Here is a 19,396-nt window from a genome sequence, read left to right on the forward strand (position 1 = left end):
TTGCGCAAGCCAGTAAAATCTCATCTTGATTGGCTCAGACACACAAGGACATTCCCATTCTACGGGAGTCCACGCTCATCTATAGTAAAACGCCTGTCGAACCGCGAAATACCACTTCGGTACTCCCTGCTTAGGCGACAAGAAGCCCACAAACAGTTATGGCGCTGGCAGAATCCTCTGCCAGCGCCAATACCGCGCAACATCCCTCTAATCCTACTGCTGCCAGCTAAAGACCGTCATGGAAAACGGAGGCAGCGAATAAGGAGTCGAGGCCTGGAAGCTTGAAACGGTCGAGCTTGTAATGCCGACAGTACCCGTCGTCTCGTTATTGTCCGTGATATTGGCCGATGTCAGCTGACCAATCGTCACTGTTCCTGTTGGAATGTTGGAACCTGAGAACGTTACAGGCTGAGCAGACGTACGGCTCAGGTTGAATACGATAACACTCCTGCTATGAGCTCCATCGCTGAATGCGAAGCTCTGAATCATATGAGCGCCGCTCAACTGAATCGAGTCATTCGCGCTGAGTGCCTGCACCCATGTCGGGTTCGCACCCGAGAGCGTCGTCGGCAGCAGCGTCGGCAGAATCACGCTGTTTGCCAACTGCTCGGCGAGGAAGTTCGGGCGGCGTAAATTCGTCTGACCTCCGATATCGATCACCGAACCGAACAATGGCGTCGATTCCTGCCCACCTGTCGCCGTATTGTTGAACTGGTTGTTATATCCGCCCAGGGCCCAGATACTCTGAGTCGTGATCCCCAGGTCCCTCAACATCAGCAGCATGTGTTCAACCGTCGTCAGACCCGAACCAACCGATCCAACAACAGAGTTCACCGTGCTCTGGCTGGCCGTACCGCTCAGGGTGCTCAGGTTGACTTCATACACGACAACCTTTGAGCTCCCTGATTTCGCCGTCTGAGCCTGCTGATACATATAACCGCTGGAAACACTGTCCACCATCTCCGGCTGCGCAAACATCGAGCCGAAGATCGCCTCATTCGACGACGTATCACTCAGGTTATTGAACAGATATGGAGCCACCGAAACTGAATCATAGTTCGCACCGGTAGACATTTCCTGACCGGTATACCATGGCACCCCGGCCCAGCTTCCCATAACGAGATCAAAGCTCTGTGCGTTATAAGATGACGAACTCTTTGCCGCACCGAAGACCGCTGCAATACGCTGGCCGTAAGCAAGCGGGTCGTTGATCGCAGCGCCGTGGAACACGCCATCGTTCCACTGCTCGTTACCCAGCTCAAGATGGATCACGGGGAACACCGAGGTCCACGGAGCAGCCTGGCCGCGAGCAGTCCTCTTCGCACCGTACGGGGTCGAAGATGCTCCACCAAGATACTCGATCAGGTTCTGCATCTCTGTCGGAGATGTGCCTGCCGGCATGTTGAAGTAAGGTTCTGCACCAACCGTCTGGCACAGCTGCAGGAACTCATGTAATCCCAGCGCGACGTCGTCAGCTTCCGTTGACTGTTCGCTGGACCCTGCCCTTAGCCGGGCAAAAGCAGGAGCAATCAGATTGTCGATCGTTGAACCCGGCGTCTCTGGATCCCAATAACGAAGCACTCCAGGATGCAGCGCTGTCAGCGCACTGACCACTTCATCACGGAAAGGCGTCGGGTTGGAAGCAGATACCGTAGCAGGAGTCAGGCTGACGTCATCCAGCAGAATGCTGGAGCCATTGATTGCGAACGATAGCTGCGCATTGCCGATCGCATTGCCTGTCTCATTCGCCGTAGCTGTGAATGAGTAGTCCTGCCAGCTCGACGTCAGCGGAATCGTCTGATTGAAGTACACGAGCGTGCCATTGGCAGTCACGCGCTGGAACGTCACCGCAACCTGGTTTGCTCCGCCTACGCCCTTCGCACGGAAGGCGATCGTGTACTTGCCATTCATCTGCACGAAAGAGCGGCCATTGTAGGTGTCGAAGTAAGAAGCGACATTGGCTGATTGTCCTGATCCGGCAGCCGTAATTCTCAATGCCTGCTGTCCGACCGTATTGGGAGAAAGATCGGTAGACTCTGTCGTCAGCGTTGCGCCGCCCGAAACATTTGTCCACCATCCAGCCTGCGCATTTCCAGGGATCGACATTCTGATGACAACAAAGTCGCCAACCTTCGGAGCCGGGGACAATGCAGCGAAGTTGATCGTGATGCCTGTGTTGCTGCTGGCCGCCGTGCTTGATGTAATCGTTCCCGTTTGTCCGAGTGCTCCGCCATAGATGAACTCGAAGCTGGCACCTTTGACGAAATTAGCAGGCCACTGCGCCCACGGATTGCTGTCGGTGCAACTGGTAGCAGTAACGGCCACGCAATGGATGATCGTCTGCCACTGCTCGGCCTCGAATCCGGGATTTCTGAAGACCAGGTTACGAAGCATCTGGCCCGAGTCGTAATACGCTTGGCTCGTGATATTCATGCCCAGACGCTTCACGCCCGTCACCGATGGGGATGAGCCAATGGCAATGTTCGTAGCACCCGAGGAGCTTCCTCCGGTAATGCTCAGTGTGACCGAAGCCGTCGCCGTGTTGTAGTCCGTCGAGTCGGTTGGAGTAAAGGTTACGGTCAGCGTATTGGTCGCAGCAGTAAGAACCGCTCCCAGGGCCGGGCTGTAAGCAAACGTTCCCGGAACACTTGCTGTTGCATTCAACTGCGTCGACGACAACGCTGTACCTGCAATAATCGCCAGCGGATTTGCCCACGTAATCGTCGGGGTCGCCTTATTCACCACCAGGCTCACCGTCGCCGTCTGGGGCGCATAAGCTGTATTCGTCGGTGTAAAGGTCACCTTCAGTGTCTGCGTACCAGCCGTAAGAACCGTTCCCGATGCCGGGCTGTAGCTGAAGGAGCCCGCAACTGAAGCCGTCGCATTCAGCTGCGTCGACGATAACGCCGTTCCATATGTGATCGCAGCCGGAGTGGCCCACGTGATCGTCGGCGTCGTGCTGTTTACCACCAGCGAAACCGATGCGGTCGTCGTGTTGTAGTCCGTCGTATCGTTCGGCGTAAACGTTGCCTTCAATGTTTGCGTACCAGCCGTAAGCACGGTGCCGGAGGCGGGGCTGTAAACCAGCGTTCCCGGAACATTCGCCGTCGCATTCAACTGCGTCGACGACAATGCCGTACCCGCTGTAATCGCCGCAGGTGTCGCCCACGTAATCGTCGGCGTCGCCTTATTCACGACAAGGCTCACTGTCGCCGTCTGGGGCGCATAAGCTGTATTCGTCGGTGTAAAGGTTACCTTCAGTGTCTGTGTACCAGCCGTAAGAACCGTTCCCGATGCCGGGCTGTAGCTAAAGGAGCCCGCAACCGATGCGGTCGCATTCAACTGCGTCGACGACAATGCCGTACCATACGTGATTGCAGCCGGCGTGGCCCACGTGATCGTCGGCGTCGTGCTGTTTACCACCAGCGAAACCGATGCGGTCGCGGTGTTGTAGTCCGTTGTATCGTTCGGCGTAAATGTCGCGCTCAGCGTATTCGTACCCGCAGAAGGAGTAGTCCCTGCCGCCGGGCTATACGTGAACGTTCCAGGAACATTCGCCGTCGCATTCAACTGCGTCGACGACAACGCCGTCCCGGCCGTAATAGCTGCAGGTGCAGCCCACGTAATGGTCGGAGTCGCCTTATTCACCACCAGGCTCACCGTCGCCGTCGCCGTTGTATAGGACGTCGTGTCATTCGGCGTAAAGGTGACCTTCAGTGCCTGTGTGCCTACACTCAGAGCAGTACCGGATGCCGGGCTATACGCGAACGTTCCCGGAACACTCGCCGTCGCATTCAACTGCGCCGATGACAACGCCGTACCGTACGTGATCGCCGCTGGTGTCGCCCACGTGATCGTCGGCGTCGTTGGCGGGGTTGAAATAGGCGGCACGCTAGGTGAATTCACAACCAGATTCACCGTCGCCGTCTGCGTCGAATAGTTCGTCGTATCAGTTGGCGTAAACGTCGCGCTCAACGTATTCGTACCCGCGGGAGGAGTAGTACCCGCCGCCGGGCTGTACGTGAACGTTCCAGGAACATTCGCCGTCGCATTCAACTGCGTCGACGACAACGCCGTACCCGCCGTAATAGCTGCAGGTGCAGCCCACGTAATGGTCGGAGTCGCCTTATTCACCACCAGACTAGTCGAAACCGTCTGCGTTGAATAGCTCGTCGTATCGTTCGGAGTAAATGTCGCCGTAAGCGTCTGCGTTCCCGCCGTCAGCACAGTTCCGATTGCCGGGCTGTAGACAAAGCTGCCCGGAACCGAAGACGTTGCATTCAGTTGTGTCGCCGTAAGCGCTGTGCCATAGGTAATCGCCGCCGGATTCGGCCATGTGATGGACGCACTTCCGTCGTTCACCGTCAGGCTTACCGTCTTCGTCGCGCTCGTATAGTTGACTGCGTCCGTAGGCGTAAACAACGCGCTCAAAGTCGTTGTTCCTGTCGTAAGCACGCTGCCCGAGGCAGGCGTATAAACGAACGTGCCCGGGACATTCGCCGTTGCATTCAGCTGAGCCGATGTAAGCGTCGTGCCATATGCAATCGCGCCTGGCGCAGCCCATGTAATCGATGGCGTGGCCTGGTTCACCACCAGATTCACCGTTGCCGTCTGCGGCAGAATGCTCGAATCATTCGGAGTAAACGTTACGCTCAGCGCCTGAGTGCCCGCTCCCGGAATCGTCCCTGCCGCCGGGCTGTATGCAAACGTGCCTGGCACAGTTGCCGTCGCATTCAACTGCGTCGACGACAAAGCCGTACCGTACGTAATGGCCGCCGGCGTCGCCCACGTGATCGAGGAAGCAGCTCCATTGACGGTCAGATTGACCGACTGTGTCGTCGCAACATAATCCGTTGTGTCGGTCGGCGTAAACGTAACCGACAGAGCCTGTGTTCCCGCGCTCAGGGTTGTACCCGCTGCCGGCGTGTAGTCAAAGCTGCCGGCCACATTCGCCGTCGCATTCAACTGCGTCGACGACAAGGCCGTGCCGTACGTAATGGCCGCCGGCGTCGCCCATGTCACAACCGGAGTCGCCTTATTCACCTGCAGGCTCACCGTCGCCGTCGAGCTGGAGTACGTCGTCGTATCGTTCGGCGTAAACGTCACGCTCAGCGTGTTCGCTCCTGCCTGAAGAACTGTTCCGACGGCAGGGCTATATGCAAAGGTGCCCGGAACCGACGATGTTGCATTCAATTGCGCCGACGAGAGCGCCGTGCCGTAATTCACTGGAGCCGGCGTCGCCCATGTAATGGCTGGGGCCTTCTTCTCCCCTGTCTGCACCCGCAGGCTCACCGTCTTGGATGCCGTTGTATAGTTCGTCCCATCAGCAGGTGTGAAGGACGCGCTCAGTGTGCTCGTACCCGCCTGGAGCACCGCTCCTGCCGCTGGGCTATAGGCAAATGTGCCGGGAATATTTGCTGTCGCATTTAACTGTGCCGCAGACAAAGCTGTACCAGCCGTAATCGCCGAAGGAGTCGTCCATGTAAGCGCCGGGGCTGCTTTGTTGACCGTCAGATTCACCGTCGCAGTCTGCGGGGTGTAGCGCGTCGTATCGTTCGGAATAAACGTAACCGACAGAGCCTGCGTTCCCGCATTCAGAACCGTTCCCGCTGCCGGGCTATAGGTAAACGTACCCGCCACCGTCGTCGAAGCATTTAGCTGTGCGCCCGACAAAGCCGTACCGTACGTGATAGAGGAAGGTGCGGCCCATGTAATCACCAGTGCTACTGGAGCGCTGGCAGTAATATTCGTTACACCGAACAATTTCCAATCTGCCGGAGAAGAGGAAAGCGTCGGCTGAAACGGCAACGGCGACGCAAGGTTATAAATCGTCTTGACGTTGTTCGTCGGATTATTTGCGATATTCAGAATCGCGCTGATCGTATTGGTCGGAGCACTTCCCGAAACGGTCGCCGCCGCAAAGAGAGCTTTGCAGGCTGCCGAGCTGCTGGTCGAGTTCACGCACGTCGCTACCGAATTGGCGAGCGAGTTCAGTTTCGTATAAACCTGTGCCGTCGTAATCGCATTTCCCGTGCCAAGATTCGCAATCGTGCCTGCTGTCGCATACGCTGCCGCAACCGCTGGAGCATCGCTGCTGCTCGATGCCACATCGAAGCTTCCGGGCTGCATATACTTCGACAACGCATACACCGATGCGATCGTCGTAATCTCGTTGATATAGACCTTTGTCGAGGCTTTCAGATTGCTGCACGTGCCCAGGTCCGTCATCAGCGCCAGGCTGTTGTTCGTGCCGCCTCCAGGATTACCCCCCGTCGCGACCACATAAATCTGATCATTCGCATTGTTGCACTTGAAATTCGACGGCAGCGCAAACGATCCCTTCGAGTTCGTCGAAATCTTCGAGGTGGACATCTTCACCGCAGATGTTCCTGCGCCGCCTGTGCTTGCCGCGTAGATCTGGATCGTTGCTCCGGAAACGGGCTGGAGACCGCCTTGTACGCTTCCCTGCAGATCCAGCGTAGTCGCGCCGCCGTCTGAAAGAATGCCGCTGCCGCAACCTGCAAGCAGAGCCGGAACGGCACATGCTGCAGACAACACGAGGAGATGAAGAACTTTTTTGGGGGAGGTAAATTGTGTCACTGCTTACTCACTTTTTAAGACTGAAATCCGCCTTGTAGATACACGCCAGGTATATCTGCCGAAAAATCAAAAATTTTATGTTGCAGTTTTTATCGGGTTACAAGGCCCGTTCAGTAGTTCCTCGGTACGCTCCCGTAGCGCACAACAACATCTGTGCGTGGTCCAGAAGTGTCCACCCATTTACTTCATTGCTGTCTTTGGATTGATACCTGAAAGGAGTAGAGAGACTCGCCAGCCCATCCACCACATCGGATAATTGCCGGAGTATATCGCTTGTGTCTGTGTAGTTCTCCATGGAACGAAACGCATTTCTTGGTTTCGTCTCAGTAAAACCTTTGCTGCCAGACTTGCTTGCCGTGTGGCGGGCCGATTGAATCATCTCGCTACCTCTCGGATTTCGTTCACCAAGGGAACAACTAAACATCTGCTCAGCGCTACAGGGATCGAACAGTCTTTCAGGTACTACTCTTGGTAACAAATCTAAGAGCTCGAGGTAATCAAGGCCATACCACCTATAGGGGACGCCTGATCTCGTACAACCTTGACTGAATCTTTCTCTTCTAAAGGAAAACGTGCAGGAATCGGAGCCGGCCGGATGGTTTTTAGATACACTTCAATCCTCCTCGCCGTATCAGGTTCCCAGGGAGTTCGTAAGATCACTGCAAAAGTTAATTGAGTAATCAATAATTGCTTTGCAATCACTCTGCCAAACCCACTAAGGTAATGACCGCTAAATGGTTGCATCTTTATGGCAATTATTTTCCACAAGTTCCGGCGTCGATAATTCAGAACTTTTTTCTAATAAAAACGCAATTCTTGGACCACTCCCTCCCTCGCGGTAAAAAATCCGTACAACAAAAGTAACCTTCATTTCCCACAAACAGCCTTTCAGGCTCGAAGTCCATTCCTCCGCTGAGCGAAAACCTGTCAAGCCCCCTGAATTTGCAAACCACTCATTTAAAAGCAAATAAAGCTCAAAAAAGTTGCCGATTCGCCTTTGTCAGCTTGCTACAATAAATACAGGATCAGAAAAGCCCCGGCTTAGTTGCCGGGGCTTTCCCTTTTAGAATCTATATTTTTGCCATTAACTTCCCTGTTTTCAATATTTTACCTCGACAAAAGCAGGTAAAACGTTGAAAACAAGTCGCTTGCTCTCATGACCCCAGGGGGGAGCTAAGGATGCTGTGGCAACTGAACGCTGCTCCATCCTCCGCCAATCGCCTTGATCAGAAGCACACTCGCCTCGAGCCTGCGGCGCGTGATGTCGATATCGTTTCGCTCATTCTGCAACAGGTTCGTCTGCCACGTAATCACCTGCAGATACGTATCGACACCGCCTTCGTATCGCGTATTGAAGAGATCCAGCGACTGCTGCGCGGACGCAGTAGCTGCCCGCTGCTGATCCGCCTCAACTTCGAGACGATGCAGCGCATTCAGATTATCCTCAACCTGCTGAAATGCCGTGAGCGTCGTCTGCCGGTAATCCGCAACCGTTGCATCGTACTGTGCCAGCGCGATGTTCGAGGTTGCTCTGCGGCGGCCATGATCGAACAGGGTCTGCGAAAGCGTCGGGCCAACCGCAAAGAACCGGCTCGGCCACGTGAACCAGTTCACAGCCGAAGTTCCAGCAAAACCCGCCGCCGCCGCAAGCGACAGTGTCGGATAAAACGCTGTTTCAGCAATGCCAATCTGCTCATTCGCCGCGGCCATTTTCCGCTCCTGGGCAGCAATATCCGGCCTCCGCTCCAGCAGCTGCGACGGAAGCATGCCTGGGATAGCAGGTAGAACCGGTTGATTGACCGTCACCGGACTGCTCGGAATAGAAAGGGCTGCTGGAGGCTTGCCGATCAAAACCGCAATGGCGTGTTCATAATCCGCACGTTGTATATCTACATCGGTGCTTTGTACCTGCGCCGCCTGCAACAGAGTACGAGCCTGTGTCACATCCGAGAGCGGCGCCGCGCCGCCATTGTAACGATCCTCCGTCAGCTGCAACGCGCTTTTGTACGCCAGCACGGTATCGTCCAGCAGCTTACGTTGCGCATCGGCCGAACGCAGATTGAAGTAATCAATCGCAAGCTCCGCATGCAGCGAAAGCCGTGTCGTCTCCAGATCTGCAGCGGAGGCCTGAGCATGCTCTGTCGCCGCTGTCACACTCCTGCGAATCCGTCCCCACAGGTCGATCTCGTAGTTCAGATCGAACGGCAGTGTAAAGTTGCCCACACCATCAACAGCGTTGGCGCGGTTGAAATAAGGCTGATTGATCGATTCACGCAGGCCCCCGATCGAAGGCGCTGTGCCGATGGTCGGAGCCTTGGAAGCACTATAGAAATGGATAGCCGCCCGCGAAGCGCGAAAGTTCGCCTCTGCCTCCTTCAGGGTCTGGTTCGCCGGCTCAATCTGCGTTTCAAGCTCATTCAGCTGCGAGTCATTAAACAACGTCCACCACTCGCCTTTGATCTGAGCATCGCTCGGCTGAGCAGCTTTCCAGCCGCTCGCATCCCTGAAGTTCTCAGGAAGAGGCTCTTTGAACTCCGGTGCAAGAGGAACCGTTGGCCGAACATACTGCGGTCCAACGCGGCAACCCGCAAGGGTCGTAATCAATCCAGCCGCAAGCAGGAGCCCGCATCTCTGCGCTGTTTGCTGCCTCATGACTTCCCCTTCGGCGTTGCGCCTTCTGCGCGGACCTCCATCCCGCTCGCCAGCGAGTCAGACGGATCAAGAATGATCTGATCCTCCGGAGTCAGGCCAGAGATAACCTGCACAGAATTACCGTAGTCCTGCCCAATTGTTATCGGAACCAGTTGGACTCGATCATCGCGTACGACGCCGACCCGCAGCCCCTCCGATCGGAAGAGCAGCGTATTCGATGGGATCGTAACTGTATGGCCAGTTGTCGAAAGGCCAAAGTGAACGAAGACATAAGCGCCAGGACGCAGAATACCCTGCGAGTTGTCGACATCCACTTCAACATTCAGTGTTCTCGTCGCGTGATCGATCGCATTTGCATTGCGCACAATCCTGCCCGGAATCTTCAGCGTCGGATTGGAGTCCTGCGTGATCGTGGCGCTATCGCCATCGTGAATCGAATTCGCATAAACCTCTGGGACAGCGACATAGACTCTGAGCTTTTGGATTGCAGCAAGATGAAAAAGCTCGCGCGGATTGCTCGTACCAGAACCTTCCTGAATCAAATCGCCGATATCGGTATTGCGTGCCGTAATGATTCCGTCAAAAGGAGCGATAATTCGCTCGTAGCTTTGCAGTTGCTCCAGACGTCGTACGTTCGCTTTGCTGGCATCCACCGCAGCCTGCGCCGCAATATAGTTGCTGCGCGCCTGATCAGCTTCCTGTTGCGAGACGGCATGTTTTGCCAGAAGACTCTGCCAGCGATTGCTCGTTACCCCTGCAAGCTCCATGTTCGCCTGTATACGCTCAAGTTCCGCTCGCGACTGCTGAAGCTGTTGATCAATCTCCGGAGTCTCAATCTCCGCCAGCAGTTGTCCTTTACGAACACGCGCCCCGATATCGAAGTACCACTTTTTCAGGTAACCATTCGTACGGGAATAGATTGGGGCTTCAGTAAATGCCTGAACATTTCCGGGAAGCACGAGCTCCTGCGATGCAGACCCCAGCGTCGGATGCACCACGTGAACACTCAGAATGGAAGCTTCATCCGTAGCTCGCGCCAATCTCTTCTCGTGAGACGAGCGTGACCGGATACCGTAGATGATGGCTGCAATCAGAACGATCGCAAACAGCATCATCAGCACCCGGCCGCTACCGGGACTTTCGACCGGATGCTCTTTCATAGGGTCGACATGCGCTGGCACAACGTCGGTTTTCAGAGTCTTCTCCTCCGCTGTTGCGCTGTCTGAATGGTTCTCTTCGCTGTTGGCTATCATGCATGCTCCTCAACAGGATGTATGTTTGTCGCTGCAGGTGTCTTCTCTTTCCTTCCATGGATCAAGGCGAAGACAGTCGGCACGAAGATCAACGTTGCGACCGTAGCACATAGAAGCCCTCCGATCACTGCTCGTCCGAGAGGAGCATTCTGCTCACCGCCGTCACCAAGCCCTAATGCCATCGGCACCATGCCGATGATCATCGCAAGGGCCGTCATAATTACTGGCCGGAAACGCGTCGTACCCGCTTCAATCGCAGCACGAATGGCATCCCCATGCTCTTCAAACTGGGTCTTCGCAAACGAAATCACCAGGATGCTGTTCGCCGTTGCGACACCCATACACATGATTGCCCCCATAAGCGCAGGCACCGACAATGTTGTACCAGTCAGAAACAGGAAGAGGACAATTCCGGCAAGAGCAGCCGGAAGAGCCGTAATAATGATGAATGGATCGACCCAGCTCTGGAAGTTGACAACGATCAACATGTAGACGAGCACGATTGAGAAGACCAGTCCACCGAGCAGGCCAATATACGAAGTTCTCATCGTCTCTACCTGACCTTTCAAGGTGACAAACGTGCCGCGAGGAAGGTCTTTCCTGTCTTTATCGAGAATCTTCACAATCTGGCGACTGATGGCACCCAGATCGCGCCCCTGGACATTGCCATAGATATCTACGACGCGACGGATGTTGTAATGATTCATTACAGCCATCTCGTGACCACGCTGCACCGAGGCCAGATCGCTCAAAATTTCAGGCGTTCCCGTACTACTGGGAGCTGTATTCGCCGTCGTTCGATTAATCGGAATATTGCCAAGATCCTGGATCGAATCCATCTTGTACTGCGGCGTCTGAGCAACCATGTTGTAGTTCACATGGTTCTTCCAGTTGAGGAAGAACATCGGCGTCACCTGAAAGCTTCCGCTCAGTGTATTGAGAACGCTGGTGGCAACATCACGTTCGCTATATCCGCCCTGCGCTGCCTTCGTACGATCGACCGCAAGCTGCAATGTTGGATAGTCGAAAGGCTGCTGAATTCTAAGATCAGTAAGGCCCGGGACCTGACGCAATTGTGCAAGCATCTTATCCGCCTGCACCTTGCTTGCCTCTACCTCGTTCCCCTCAATCTGGATATCGATGGGGGCAGGCAGCCCGAAGTTCAAAATCTGTGTCGTAATGTCCGCCGGAAGCGTGTAGAAAATAGCATTCGGGAACTTTCTAGGTAATTCGCTGCGCAACGCCTGCACATACTTCGCTGTAGGATGATGATCTTCCTTCAGCGTTACAAAAATATCTCCATCTGCTGCGCCAATTGTGCCATTGGTAAGGTGTTGCGTATTCATCGAGCTATACGGCATACCAATGTTGTCGAGGATGTTGTCGACCTCACTGGCCGGAATCTCTTTCCGAATCTCATCCTCAACCAGATCAAACAGTCGCGCCGTCTCTTCGATGCGCAGCCCCATCGGTCCACGCACGTGAAGAACAAACTGACCACTATCCGTATCGGGGAAAAAATCCTCTCCTAGGAACGGGGCCAGGATAAACACCGACAGGCATCCGAGCAGAAATGAGGGAACGAAGAACCGCCTTTTGCTCACAAGCTTCGACAGTAAGTTGTGATAAGCCCCGCGCACACGTTCGAATACGCGCTCGAAGCACTTTTGAAACCCGGCAAAGAATCCCGTCTTCTTCTCTCCACTGTGCGAATGCTCTTTTAGCAGGTACATCGCAAGCGTAGGAACGAGCGTTCGGCTGAGAACATAGCTGGCTAGCATGGCAAAAACAACGGCTTCCGCCAGCGGCACAAAAAGATAACGAGCGACTCCACCGAGGAAAAACATCGGTAAAAAGACGATACAGATGCAAAGTGTTGAAACCAGAGCTGGGACTGAGATCTGCGCAGCACCATCAAGAATGGCTTCTCGTAACGGATACCCTTCTTCCAGAAAACGCTCAATATTTTCTATTGTCACAGTCGCATCATCCACGAGGATACCGACTGCAAGCGCAAGTCCACCCAACGTCATCGTGTTGATGGTCTCGCCGAGCAGACTCAATATGATGATCGAGGAAAGAATCGACAACGGGATCGAAACTGCGATGATGATCGTCGAGCGCCAGCTACCGAGAAAAACCAGGATCATGATGGCAGTGAGCGCTGCCGCAATAATTGCCTCTCGAATAACGCCTTCTACTGCTGCTCGAACAAAGACGCTTTGATCGGAGAGTGGTGTCAGCTTCAACTCAGGAGGCAACGTTAGAGCAATACGCGGAATAATTGCGCGAATGCCACTTACTACGTCCAGCGTCGACGCATTGCCGTTCTTCAAAACAGAAATCAGTACGCCACGACGCCCATCCTGACGAACGATGTTGGTCTGCACCTGAAACCCATCGCTGACACTGGCAACATCGCGCAGATAGATTGTTGTCCCATTCACCTGCTTCAGCGGGATAGCGGACAGTTCTTCAACTGTCCGCGGAGTACCGTTCGTCCGGACGTCGTATTCTGACTGGCCGATCTTGATCGTTCCAGAAGGCATTACAACATTCTGCTGCGCGACCGCACTCAGCAGATCACCAGGCGCAATACCTTTTGACTGCATTGCCGCCTGATCCATATTGATGGTGATCTGACGCTGTTTGCCGCCATACGGCAAAGGCACAACCGTACCAGGCACAGTTACCATCTGCGGACGAATGAAGTTGGATGCGTAATCGTTCAGCTGTGCCTCGGACATGCCCTTACCTGACACGCCAAGCTGCAAAATGGGCACACTGGATGCAGAAAAATTAATGATCTGCGGCGGAAGAATTCCCGGAGGCAAGCTTCGCAGCAGGTACTGTGATGCCGCAGTCACCTGGGCATTCGCTGTATCCAGCGAAGCTCCAGGCTGCAAGAAGACTTTTACATTGACGACACCGTTGTATGTCGTCGATTCGATGTGCTGAATATTGTCGACAAGCGTCGTCAGGGCTTTCTCATATGGAGTTGTCAGCCTGCCCTCAAGCTCTTCGGGGTTCAGGCCTGTATATGTCCATCCAATAGAGATGACGGGAATATTGATATTGGGGAAGATGTCCGTCGGCGTGCGCAGAATTGCCACAGGCGCCGCAAGCAGAATCAGCAACGCAAGAACGATAAACGTATACGGCCGGTTGATGGCTATTTTTACGATCCACATTCGCTCAAATCGCCTCGATCCTGTGACAAATGCGGGTTATATCTCCCATATATTCTATTCGATTCGATCTTTGGACAAATGTCGCGCAGTTCTTTCCGAAATATTCCATCGGAAAAACCGATATATTCTTTGGGCATGGAATTACGTCATCTCCGCTATCTGGTAGCAGTGGTAGAACATGGCAGCTTCAGCGCTGCGGCGCGTCGTTTACATATTGCGCAGTCGGCGATTAGTGAACAGTTAGCTAATCTTGAACAGGAAATCGGCGTTCCCCTCTTCACGCGGACCACCCGCAAAGCGACTCTCACCAAGCCGGGAGAGCTGTTTCTGGAAGAAGCTCGCCGCATTCTCGCGGCAGCACAATATGCAATTGAGATTGCGCAGCAAGCGCATCGAGGAAAGATAGGCGTGCTGCGGATCGGCTTTTTTGCCGGGGCCACAGGCGTGAGCTTCCCTCGACTGATCCGGCAATTTAGAAAGAAGCATCCCGATGTGCAGCTATCACTGATCGAGATGACATCAGGGCAACAATGGCAGGCTCTTCTGAAAGGGCAGATCGACGTCGGCTTTACCCGGCGCGTTGAACCCGAGTTCCAGTCCGATCTCCTCTATGAGCCGATGCAGCAGGATCCCATCGTTGCAGTTCTTCCTAAGAATCACCCTGCGGCTGCGGCAGGAACGGTCGATCTACGCGATCTCGCCAACGAGCCCTTCGTACTCTCTTCCCGCGATACCTCGCCTGCCCTTTTCGACAAGGTGATCGAACTCTGCTCGGAGGCGGGTTTCTCTCCCCGCATCGCAAGCATCTCGACCGTTTGGTCAAGTGTTGTCTTGATGGTGCAAGCCGGAGAAGGCGTTGCCCTTCTGCCGATGAATCAACAACAGTTCCGTACGCGGGATCTAACCTTCAGTCCGTTGACAGCAAAGAACGCATTTATCGACTTTGTGATGACCTGGTCGCCACAGCACGACACAGACCTCAATCGCAGCTTTCGCGAGCTGGCAAAACTGCATCGCATCGATGCATCCGTTGAGCGCGATACAGCGTAGATCCGCAGCACAAGAGCTGCATGAGTTACAATCGCGCCATGCGCCGCATTCTTGCCATCCTGCTGCTGTTGATACCGGGCTTGCCCCTTGTATCTCCGCTGCTGATGGCAGCGGATGGTCCGGACGCATCGCTTCCTGCATGCTGCCGACGCAACGGATCGCACCATTGCGCTGCCACGTCCGGCGCGCCAGACACCTCCGCGACGCCGCATGTACGGGTACTGCCTCAACGCTGCCCGTCCTATCCGAGTGTCACTGTATCTCCATTGCAGAGTGGCGCAGCGGTCCTTACTTCATCGCTGCGGCTTGCCAGATATTCAGAACCGGAGATCGTTGCACACGAATCTTCTATCGGGTTGCTGGCTGCTCATGATCGCTCGCATCGCGAACGTGGACCTCCCGCACTCGCTCTCCTCTAAGCAGCAATTACACACCCGGCCAGCTAGCCGCACGAAGTTGTTTTTTTTACGCTGGTCGATCTTGCGTTTTTCGTAACGCAGCCGGGATCACGATGCACGTCGTTACGCGATTTGCGAACGGCACAACATCATGCATGAGGAAGCCTTGAAACGCCTACTTTCGCTTTGCCTAGGTGCTGCAGTTTTATTGCCGCCTGCTGTAAGAGCACAACAAACCGTCAACAATGCTTCGCTGAGTGGCCGGGTAATCGACCCCCAAGGCCGTGTCGTCGCCCACGCTTCGGTTACCGCAACCCAGCTTGCAACCAACCTTCCCTACACTGCTACGACGGATGCCGAAGGACGTTTCCGCTTCCCTTACCTCTACGTGGGTTCGTATCGGGTCAGCATCTCCAGCACCGATTTTGCGATTGCACAGCGCGAAGTCACACTGACTGTTGGGGCCGATTTCCAGCTTCCGGTTGTACTTTCTCTGCCCACAGCACAAACAAGCATCAGCGTTAATGGATCCGCTCCGATCCTGGAAGCGAACCGCAGCCAGATTGCTGAAACGATCTCGCAAAACGAGGTTCAAAATCTTTCGCTCCTTGGGCGCAATTTCCTGGATCTCGCGTTGCTGACTCCTGGAGTCTCCCCGACGAATACGGCAAGCACGCAGCTTTTTGCTGAGACATCGGCTGTGCCTGGTCAGGGCTACTCGATCAACAGCCAGAGAAATTTCTCGAATAACTTTGTTGTCGATGGCCTTTCTGCGAATGATGATGCTGCTGGGCTTACAGGAACCTTCTATGGCCTTGATACGATCCGCGAGCTACAGGTCGTTACGTCAGGCGGACAGGCGGAGTTCGGACGTGCACTCGGCGGATATATCAACGCAGTAACGCGCAGCGGAACCGATGAGTGGCACGGCAGCTTATATGGCTTTCTACGTAACCAGCGATTGAACGCGGCAAATGCGCTTTCGCAAAGTACTCTGCCGCTCACGCAGGCACAATATGGCGTCAGCGCCGGTGGCCCGGCGATTCACAAACGCACTTTTCTGTTTGGGAACTATGAAGGCAAGCAGCTCAACCAGAACGGAGTGGTAACGATTGCTCCCACCAGCATTGCGCAGATCAACGCGCGCCTGAAGAGCATCGGATATCCAGGCCCGCAGATTGCAACTGGAATCTATCCGAATCCAGTTCGTACGCACAATGCATTTGGCCGTCTGGACCATCGATTCAGCCCACGCGACGAGTTCAACATTCACTACAATCTGTATACGGTAGCAGCGGACAACTCTCGCGGAGCGGGCGCCCTGAGCGCCATTACAGGAGCAACTGCGCTGCATGACACGGACCATTCGATTGCCGTCAGTAACATTGCTATTCTCAGCGCAAAGACGGTGAATGAGACGCGAGGCCAGTACACGCACAGTAATCTGGCTGCTCCGCCAAACGACCCGATCGGTCCCGCGGTCAGCATTTCGGGAGTTGCATCGTTCGGAACACTCTCCGGTTCTCCGCAGGGACGCGTCAACAATCTTTTTGAGATTGTGGACAACGTCGCGCATCAGGCAGGTTCGCACTCGCTCCGGGCGGGCGGCGATTTTCTTTATAACGACTTGAAGATTACGTTTCCGCAATCGGCTCGTGGAAGCTACTCGTTCTCTTCGCTGGCGAATTTCCTCGCTGGAACCTACAACGCTTCGGGCTTCACACAATCGTTTGGCAATCCTATTGTGAAACAGGGAAATCCGAATCTTGGCATTTACATGCAGGATGAATGGAGATTGTCTCCTTCGTTTACGCTCAATGCCGGTTTGCGTTATGACCTTCAGTTTCTGAAGTCGATTACAACCGATGCCAACAATATCTCTCCGCGCATTGGATTTGCGTGGTCACCATTCCAGAACGACCAGACGATCGTTCGTGGCAGCTTTGGCCTGTTCTACGACCGAGTCCCGCTGCGCGCGCTATCGAATGCGCTGCAATCGAGCGGCAATACAACGAGCATTAACAGTTCCACCTTTGTTACCGTCAACGTTTCGCCTACACAGGCGGGAGCGCCAGCCTTTCCAAATACGCTGAATAGTCTTCCGGCAGGAGCGCTGGTCAACTTCACCACGATGGATCCTCATATACAAAATGCATATGCAGAGCAGGCTTCGCTGCAGGTGGAGCAGCAGCTCTCCAAGCAGAGCAGTTTCAGTCTGAGTTATCAGCACGTGCGCGGGCTCAAGCTGATTGCATCCGTCAATCTGAATACGCCAACGTGCGTCGCGAGCGGCAATAACAATGGATGCCGTCCCAATGCGACATACGGCAACAACAAACAGTACCAGGGAGCGGCCGACTCCTACTATGATGGGCTCTCGGCTTCTTTTGTTCAGCGTCCGTCGCGCTGGGGCAGCTATCGCATCGCTTATACGTGGTCGAAGTCGATCAACGATGTCGGCGAATTCTTCTTCAGTTCGCCTGTGAACAATTACAACATTGCGCAGGACCGCGGACGATCCGATGACGATCAGCGTCACCGCGTCGTCTTCTCGGGTGTTGTGCATACCTCCATGGACGCATCCACCGGCATCTGGAACAAGTTGAAGAATGGCCTGCTGCTGAGCGGGACGTTGCAATACTACTCTGCGCTGCCCTTCAACATAACGACCGGCGCCAACAGCATTCAGGGAACGACGATGCGTCCTTGCGTCCCTGGAATCAGTGTCTGCACACAGGTTTTGCCGGGAACCATCATCGGCCGCAATACTGGAATCGGTTTCGACTCCTTTACGCTCAATACCCGGCTGAGCCGAACGATTCGTTTTGGCGAACGCTTCAAGCTCGAGGGAATCGCCGAGGCATTCAACGCACTTAACCATCGCAACGATCTGATACCAAATGGGACGTTTGGCACAGGAGCGTATCCTTCTTCGCCATCGGCTTCGTTCGGACAGGCAACGGCGGTCGGCGATTCGAGGCAGGTGCAGCTTGCATTACGACTCAGCTATTGACCACCCCCTCCCCCGGGGGTGGATTCAACAACTCTTTTAGCTATAGCAACTTGCGCGATTTGCACAAGGCAAAATATTGAAAATAAACTATTTAACCCTAAAAATATTGATTCCAAAGGAGAAAGCCCCAGCATCACTCGGGGCTTTTCTGTTGGCTCTATTTAAAGTTTAGCAACAGGGAGATAACTTATCGGCACTCTCGATCTCTTTCAGAATGTGGCATTTGCATCATTTCGGGGCTTGACATGCGTTTTTACTGCGAATTTTGCGGGGTTCTCGTTCGAAGTCACTCGAAAGGCACAGGTTCTTTTGATTAGCGGGTATGGTTCCGACATTTCTCTATAGTCGTTTTATGCGATTCGTTTTGCGTCTGCTCTACCTTGCGTTTTTTCTACCCAGCCTGATATGCGCGCAGGCGCAGGAGAGCCAGCCGGTTTCGTGGCTTCCCTCTTCGCTCGCCAACGGCTCGCCCTGTCTTTTCACGGTTGAGGCTCCTGGTGCAACCGCGGTTACGGGTGAATGGTTCGGGCATACGTTGGCCTTCTTTCATAAGCCGAAGGGAGAGTGGTATGCGCTGGCCGGAGTCGACATTGAGGTGGCGCCGGGGAGTTATCCACTCACGATCGAAGTGACGTCTGCAGACGGTTCGAAGCGAACGATACAGCGTCGTGTGGCAGTGGCGGAAGCACCTTATAAACAGATCCCTTTGACGGTGCCGGAAAAGTTTGTTGAACCGGATGCGACGGCGCAGAAGCAGATCGCCGCAGACAAAACGCTGAAGGACAAGGTGTTCGCTTCAACGGCTCCGCGCCCGCTGTGGTCCGGGCGCTTCAGTCCTCCGCTGCACACAGCCCCAAGCACGGACTCATTCGGCACGCGGCGCGTTTTCAATGGGAAGCTGGCAAGCGTGCATCGCGGTCTGGACTATCGTGCAAAGACCGGCACGCCGGTGATGGCGGTCAACGCAGGCAGGGTTGTGCTGGCGAGGCCACTTTACTTTGAAGGAGGCTGCGTGATCATCGATCACGGCCAGGGACTGATGACGCTTTACATGCACCTGTCTCGCTTCAAGGTGAAGGAAGGCGAACTTGTGAAGCGAGGACAGGTCGTTGCCATAAGCGGAGGAACCGGGCGAGCTACGGGGCCGCATCTGCATCTCGGCGTGCGCTGGGACGGAGCCTACCTGGACGCAGCCAAGCTGTTCAAGCTCGACCTGCCGGTGACGCCGTAGTCTTGCTG

8 protein-coding genes are annotated in these 19,396 nt (G+C 54.7%); 4 read left to right on the forward strand and 4 right to left on the reverse strand.

From position 1 onward, the window contains the following. Positions 1 to 213: 213 nt before the first annotated feature. The 4 genes from KFE13_RS02250 to KFE13_RS02265 all read right to left on the reverse strand — a co-directional run bounded on the left by KFE13_RS02250 (position 214) and on the right by KFE13_RS02265 (position 13,696). Positions 214 to 6,600, reverse strand: a complete 6,387-nt coding sequence (locus KFE13_RS02250) for a hypothetical protein (RefSeq protein WP_260705504.1) — start codon at positions 6,598 to 6,600, stop codon at positions 214 to 216. Between the two features lie 1,173 nt (positions 6,601 to 7,773). Beyond that, positions 7,774 to 9,252, reverse strand: coding sequence for an efflux transporter outer membrane subunit (locus KFE13_RS02255; RefSeq protein WP_260705505.1), 1,479 nt, complete (start codon positions 9,250 to 9,252; stop codon positions 7,774 to 7,776). Then, a complete protein-coding gene (locus tag KFE13_RS02260; RefSeq protein WP_260705506.1) occupies positions 9,249 to 10,505 on the reverse strand; it encodes an efflux RND transporter periplasmic adaptor subunit in 1,257 nt (418 codons plus the stop codon). Before KFE13_RS02260 ends, KFE13_RS02255 begins: the two co-directional genes overlap by 4 nt. Beyond that, positions 10,502 to 13,696: an efflux RND transporter permease subunit gene (locus KFE13_RS02265; protein ID WP_260705507.1), complete on the reverse strand. Its 3,195-nt coding sequence runs from the start codon at positions 13,694 to 13,696 to the stop codon at positions 10,502 to 10,504. Before KFE13_RS02265 ends, KFE13_RS02260 begins: the two co-directional genes overlap by 4 nt. 135 nt (positions 13,697 to 13,831) lie before the next feature. On the opposite strand from KFE13_RS02265, the gene KFE13_RS02270 reads away from it, so the two are divergent. From KFE13_RS02270 to KFE13_RS02285, 4 genes are all read left to right on the forward strand, one after another. Next, a complete protein-coding gene (locus KFE13_RS02270; RefSeq protein WP_260705508.1) occupies positions 13,832 to 14,746 on the forward strand; it encodes a LysR family transcriptional regulator in 915 nt (304 codons plus the stop codon). Positions 14,747 to 14,766: 20 nt separating this feature from the next. Beyond that, a complete protein-coding gene (locus tag KFE13_RS02275; protein ID WP_260705509.1) occupies positions 14,767 to 15,165 on the forward strand; it encodes a hypothetical protein in 399 nt (132 codons plus the stop codon). A 145-nt stretch (positions 15,166 to 15,310) separates the two neighbouring features. After that, on the forward strand, positions 15,311 to 18,157 hold the full coding sequence (locus KFE13_RS02280; protein ID WP_260705510.1) for a TonB-dependent receptor: 2,847 nt from the start codon (positions 15,311 to 15,313) through the stop codon (positions 18,155 to 18,157). Positions 18,158 to 18,509: 352 nt separating this feature from the next. After that, positions 18,510 to 19,388: a M23 family metallopeptidase gene (locus KFE13_RS02285; protein ID WP_260705512.1), complete on the forward strand. Its 879-nt coding sequence runs from the start codon at positions 18,510 to 18,512 to the stop codon at positions 19,386 to 19,388. Positions 19,389 to 19,396: the final 8 nt, after the last annotated feature.

Source organism: Edaphobacter flagellatus, from assembly GCF_025264665.1.
GTDB classification, from domain to species: Bacteria; Acidobacteriota; Terriglobia; order Terriglobales; family Acidobacteriaceae; genus Edaphobacter; species Edaphobacter flagellatus.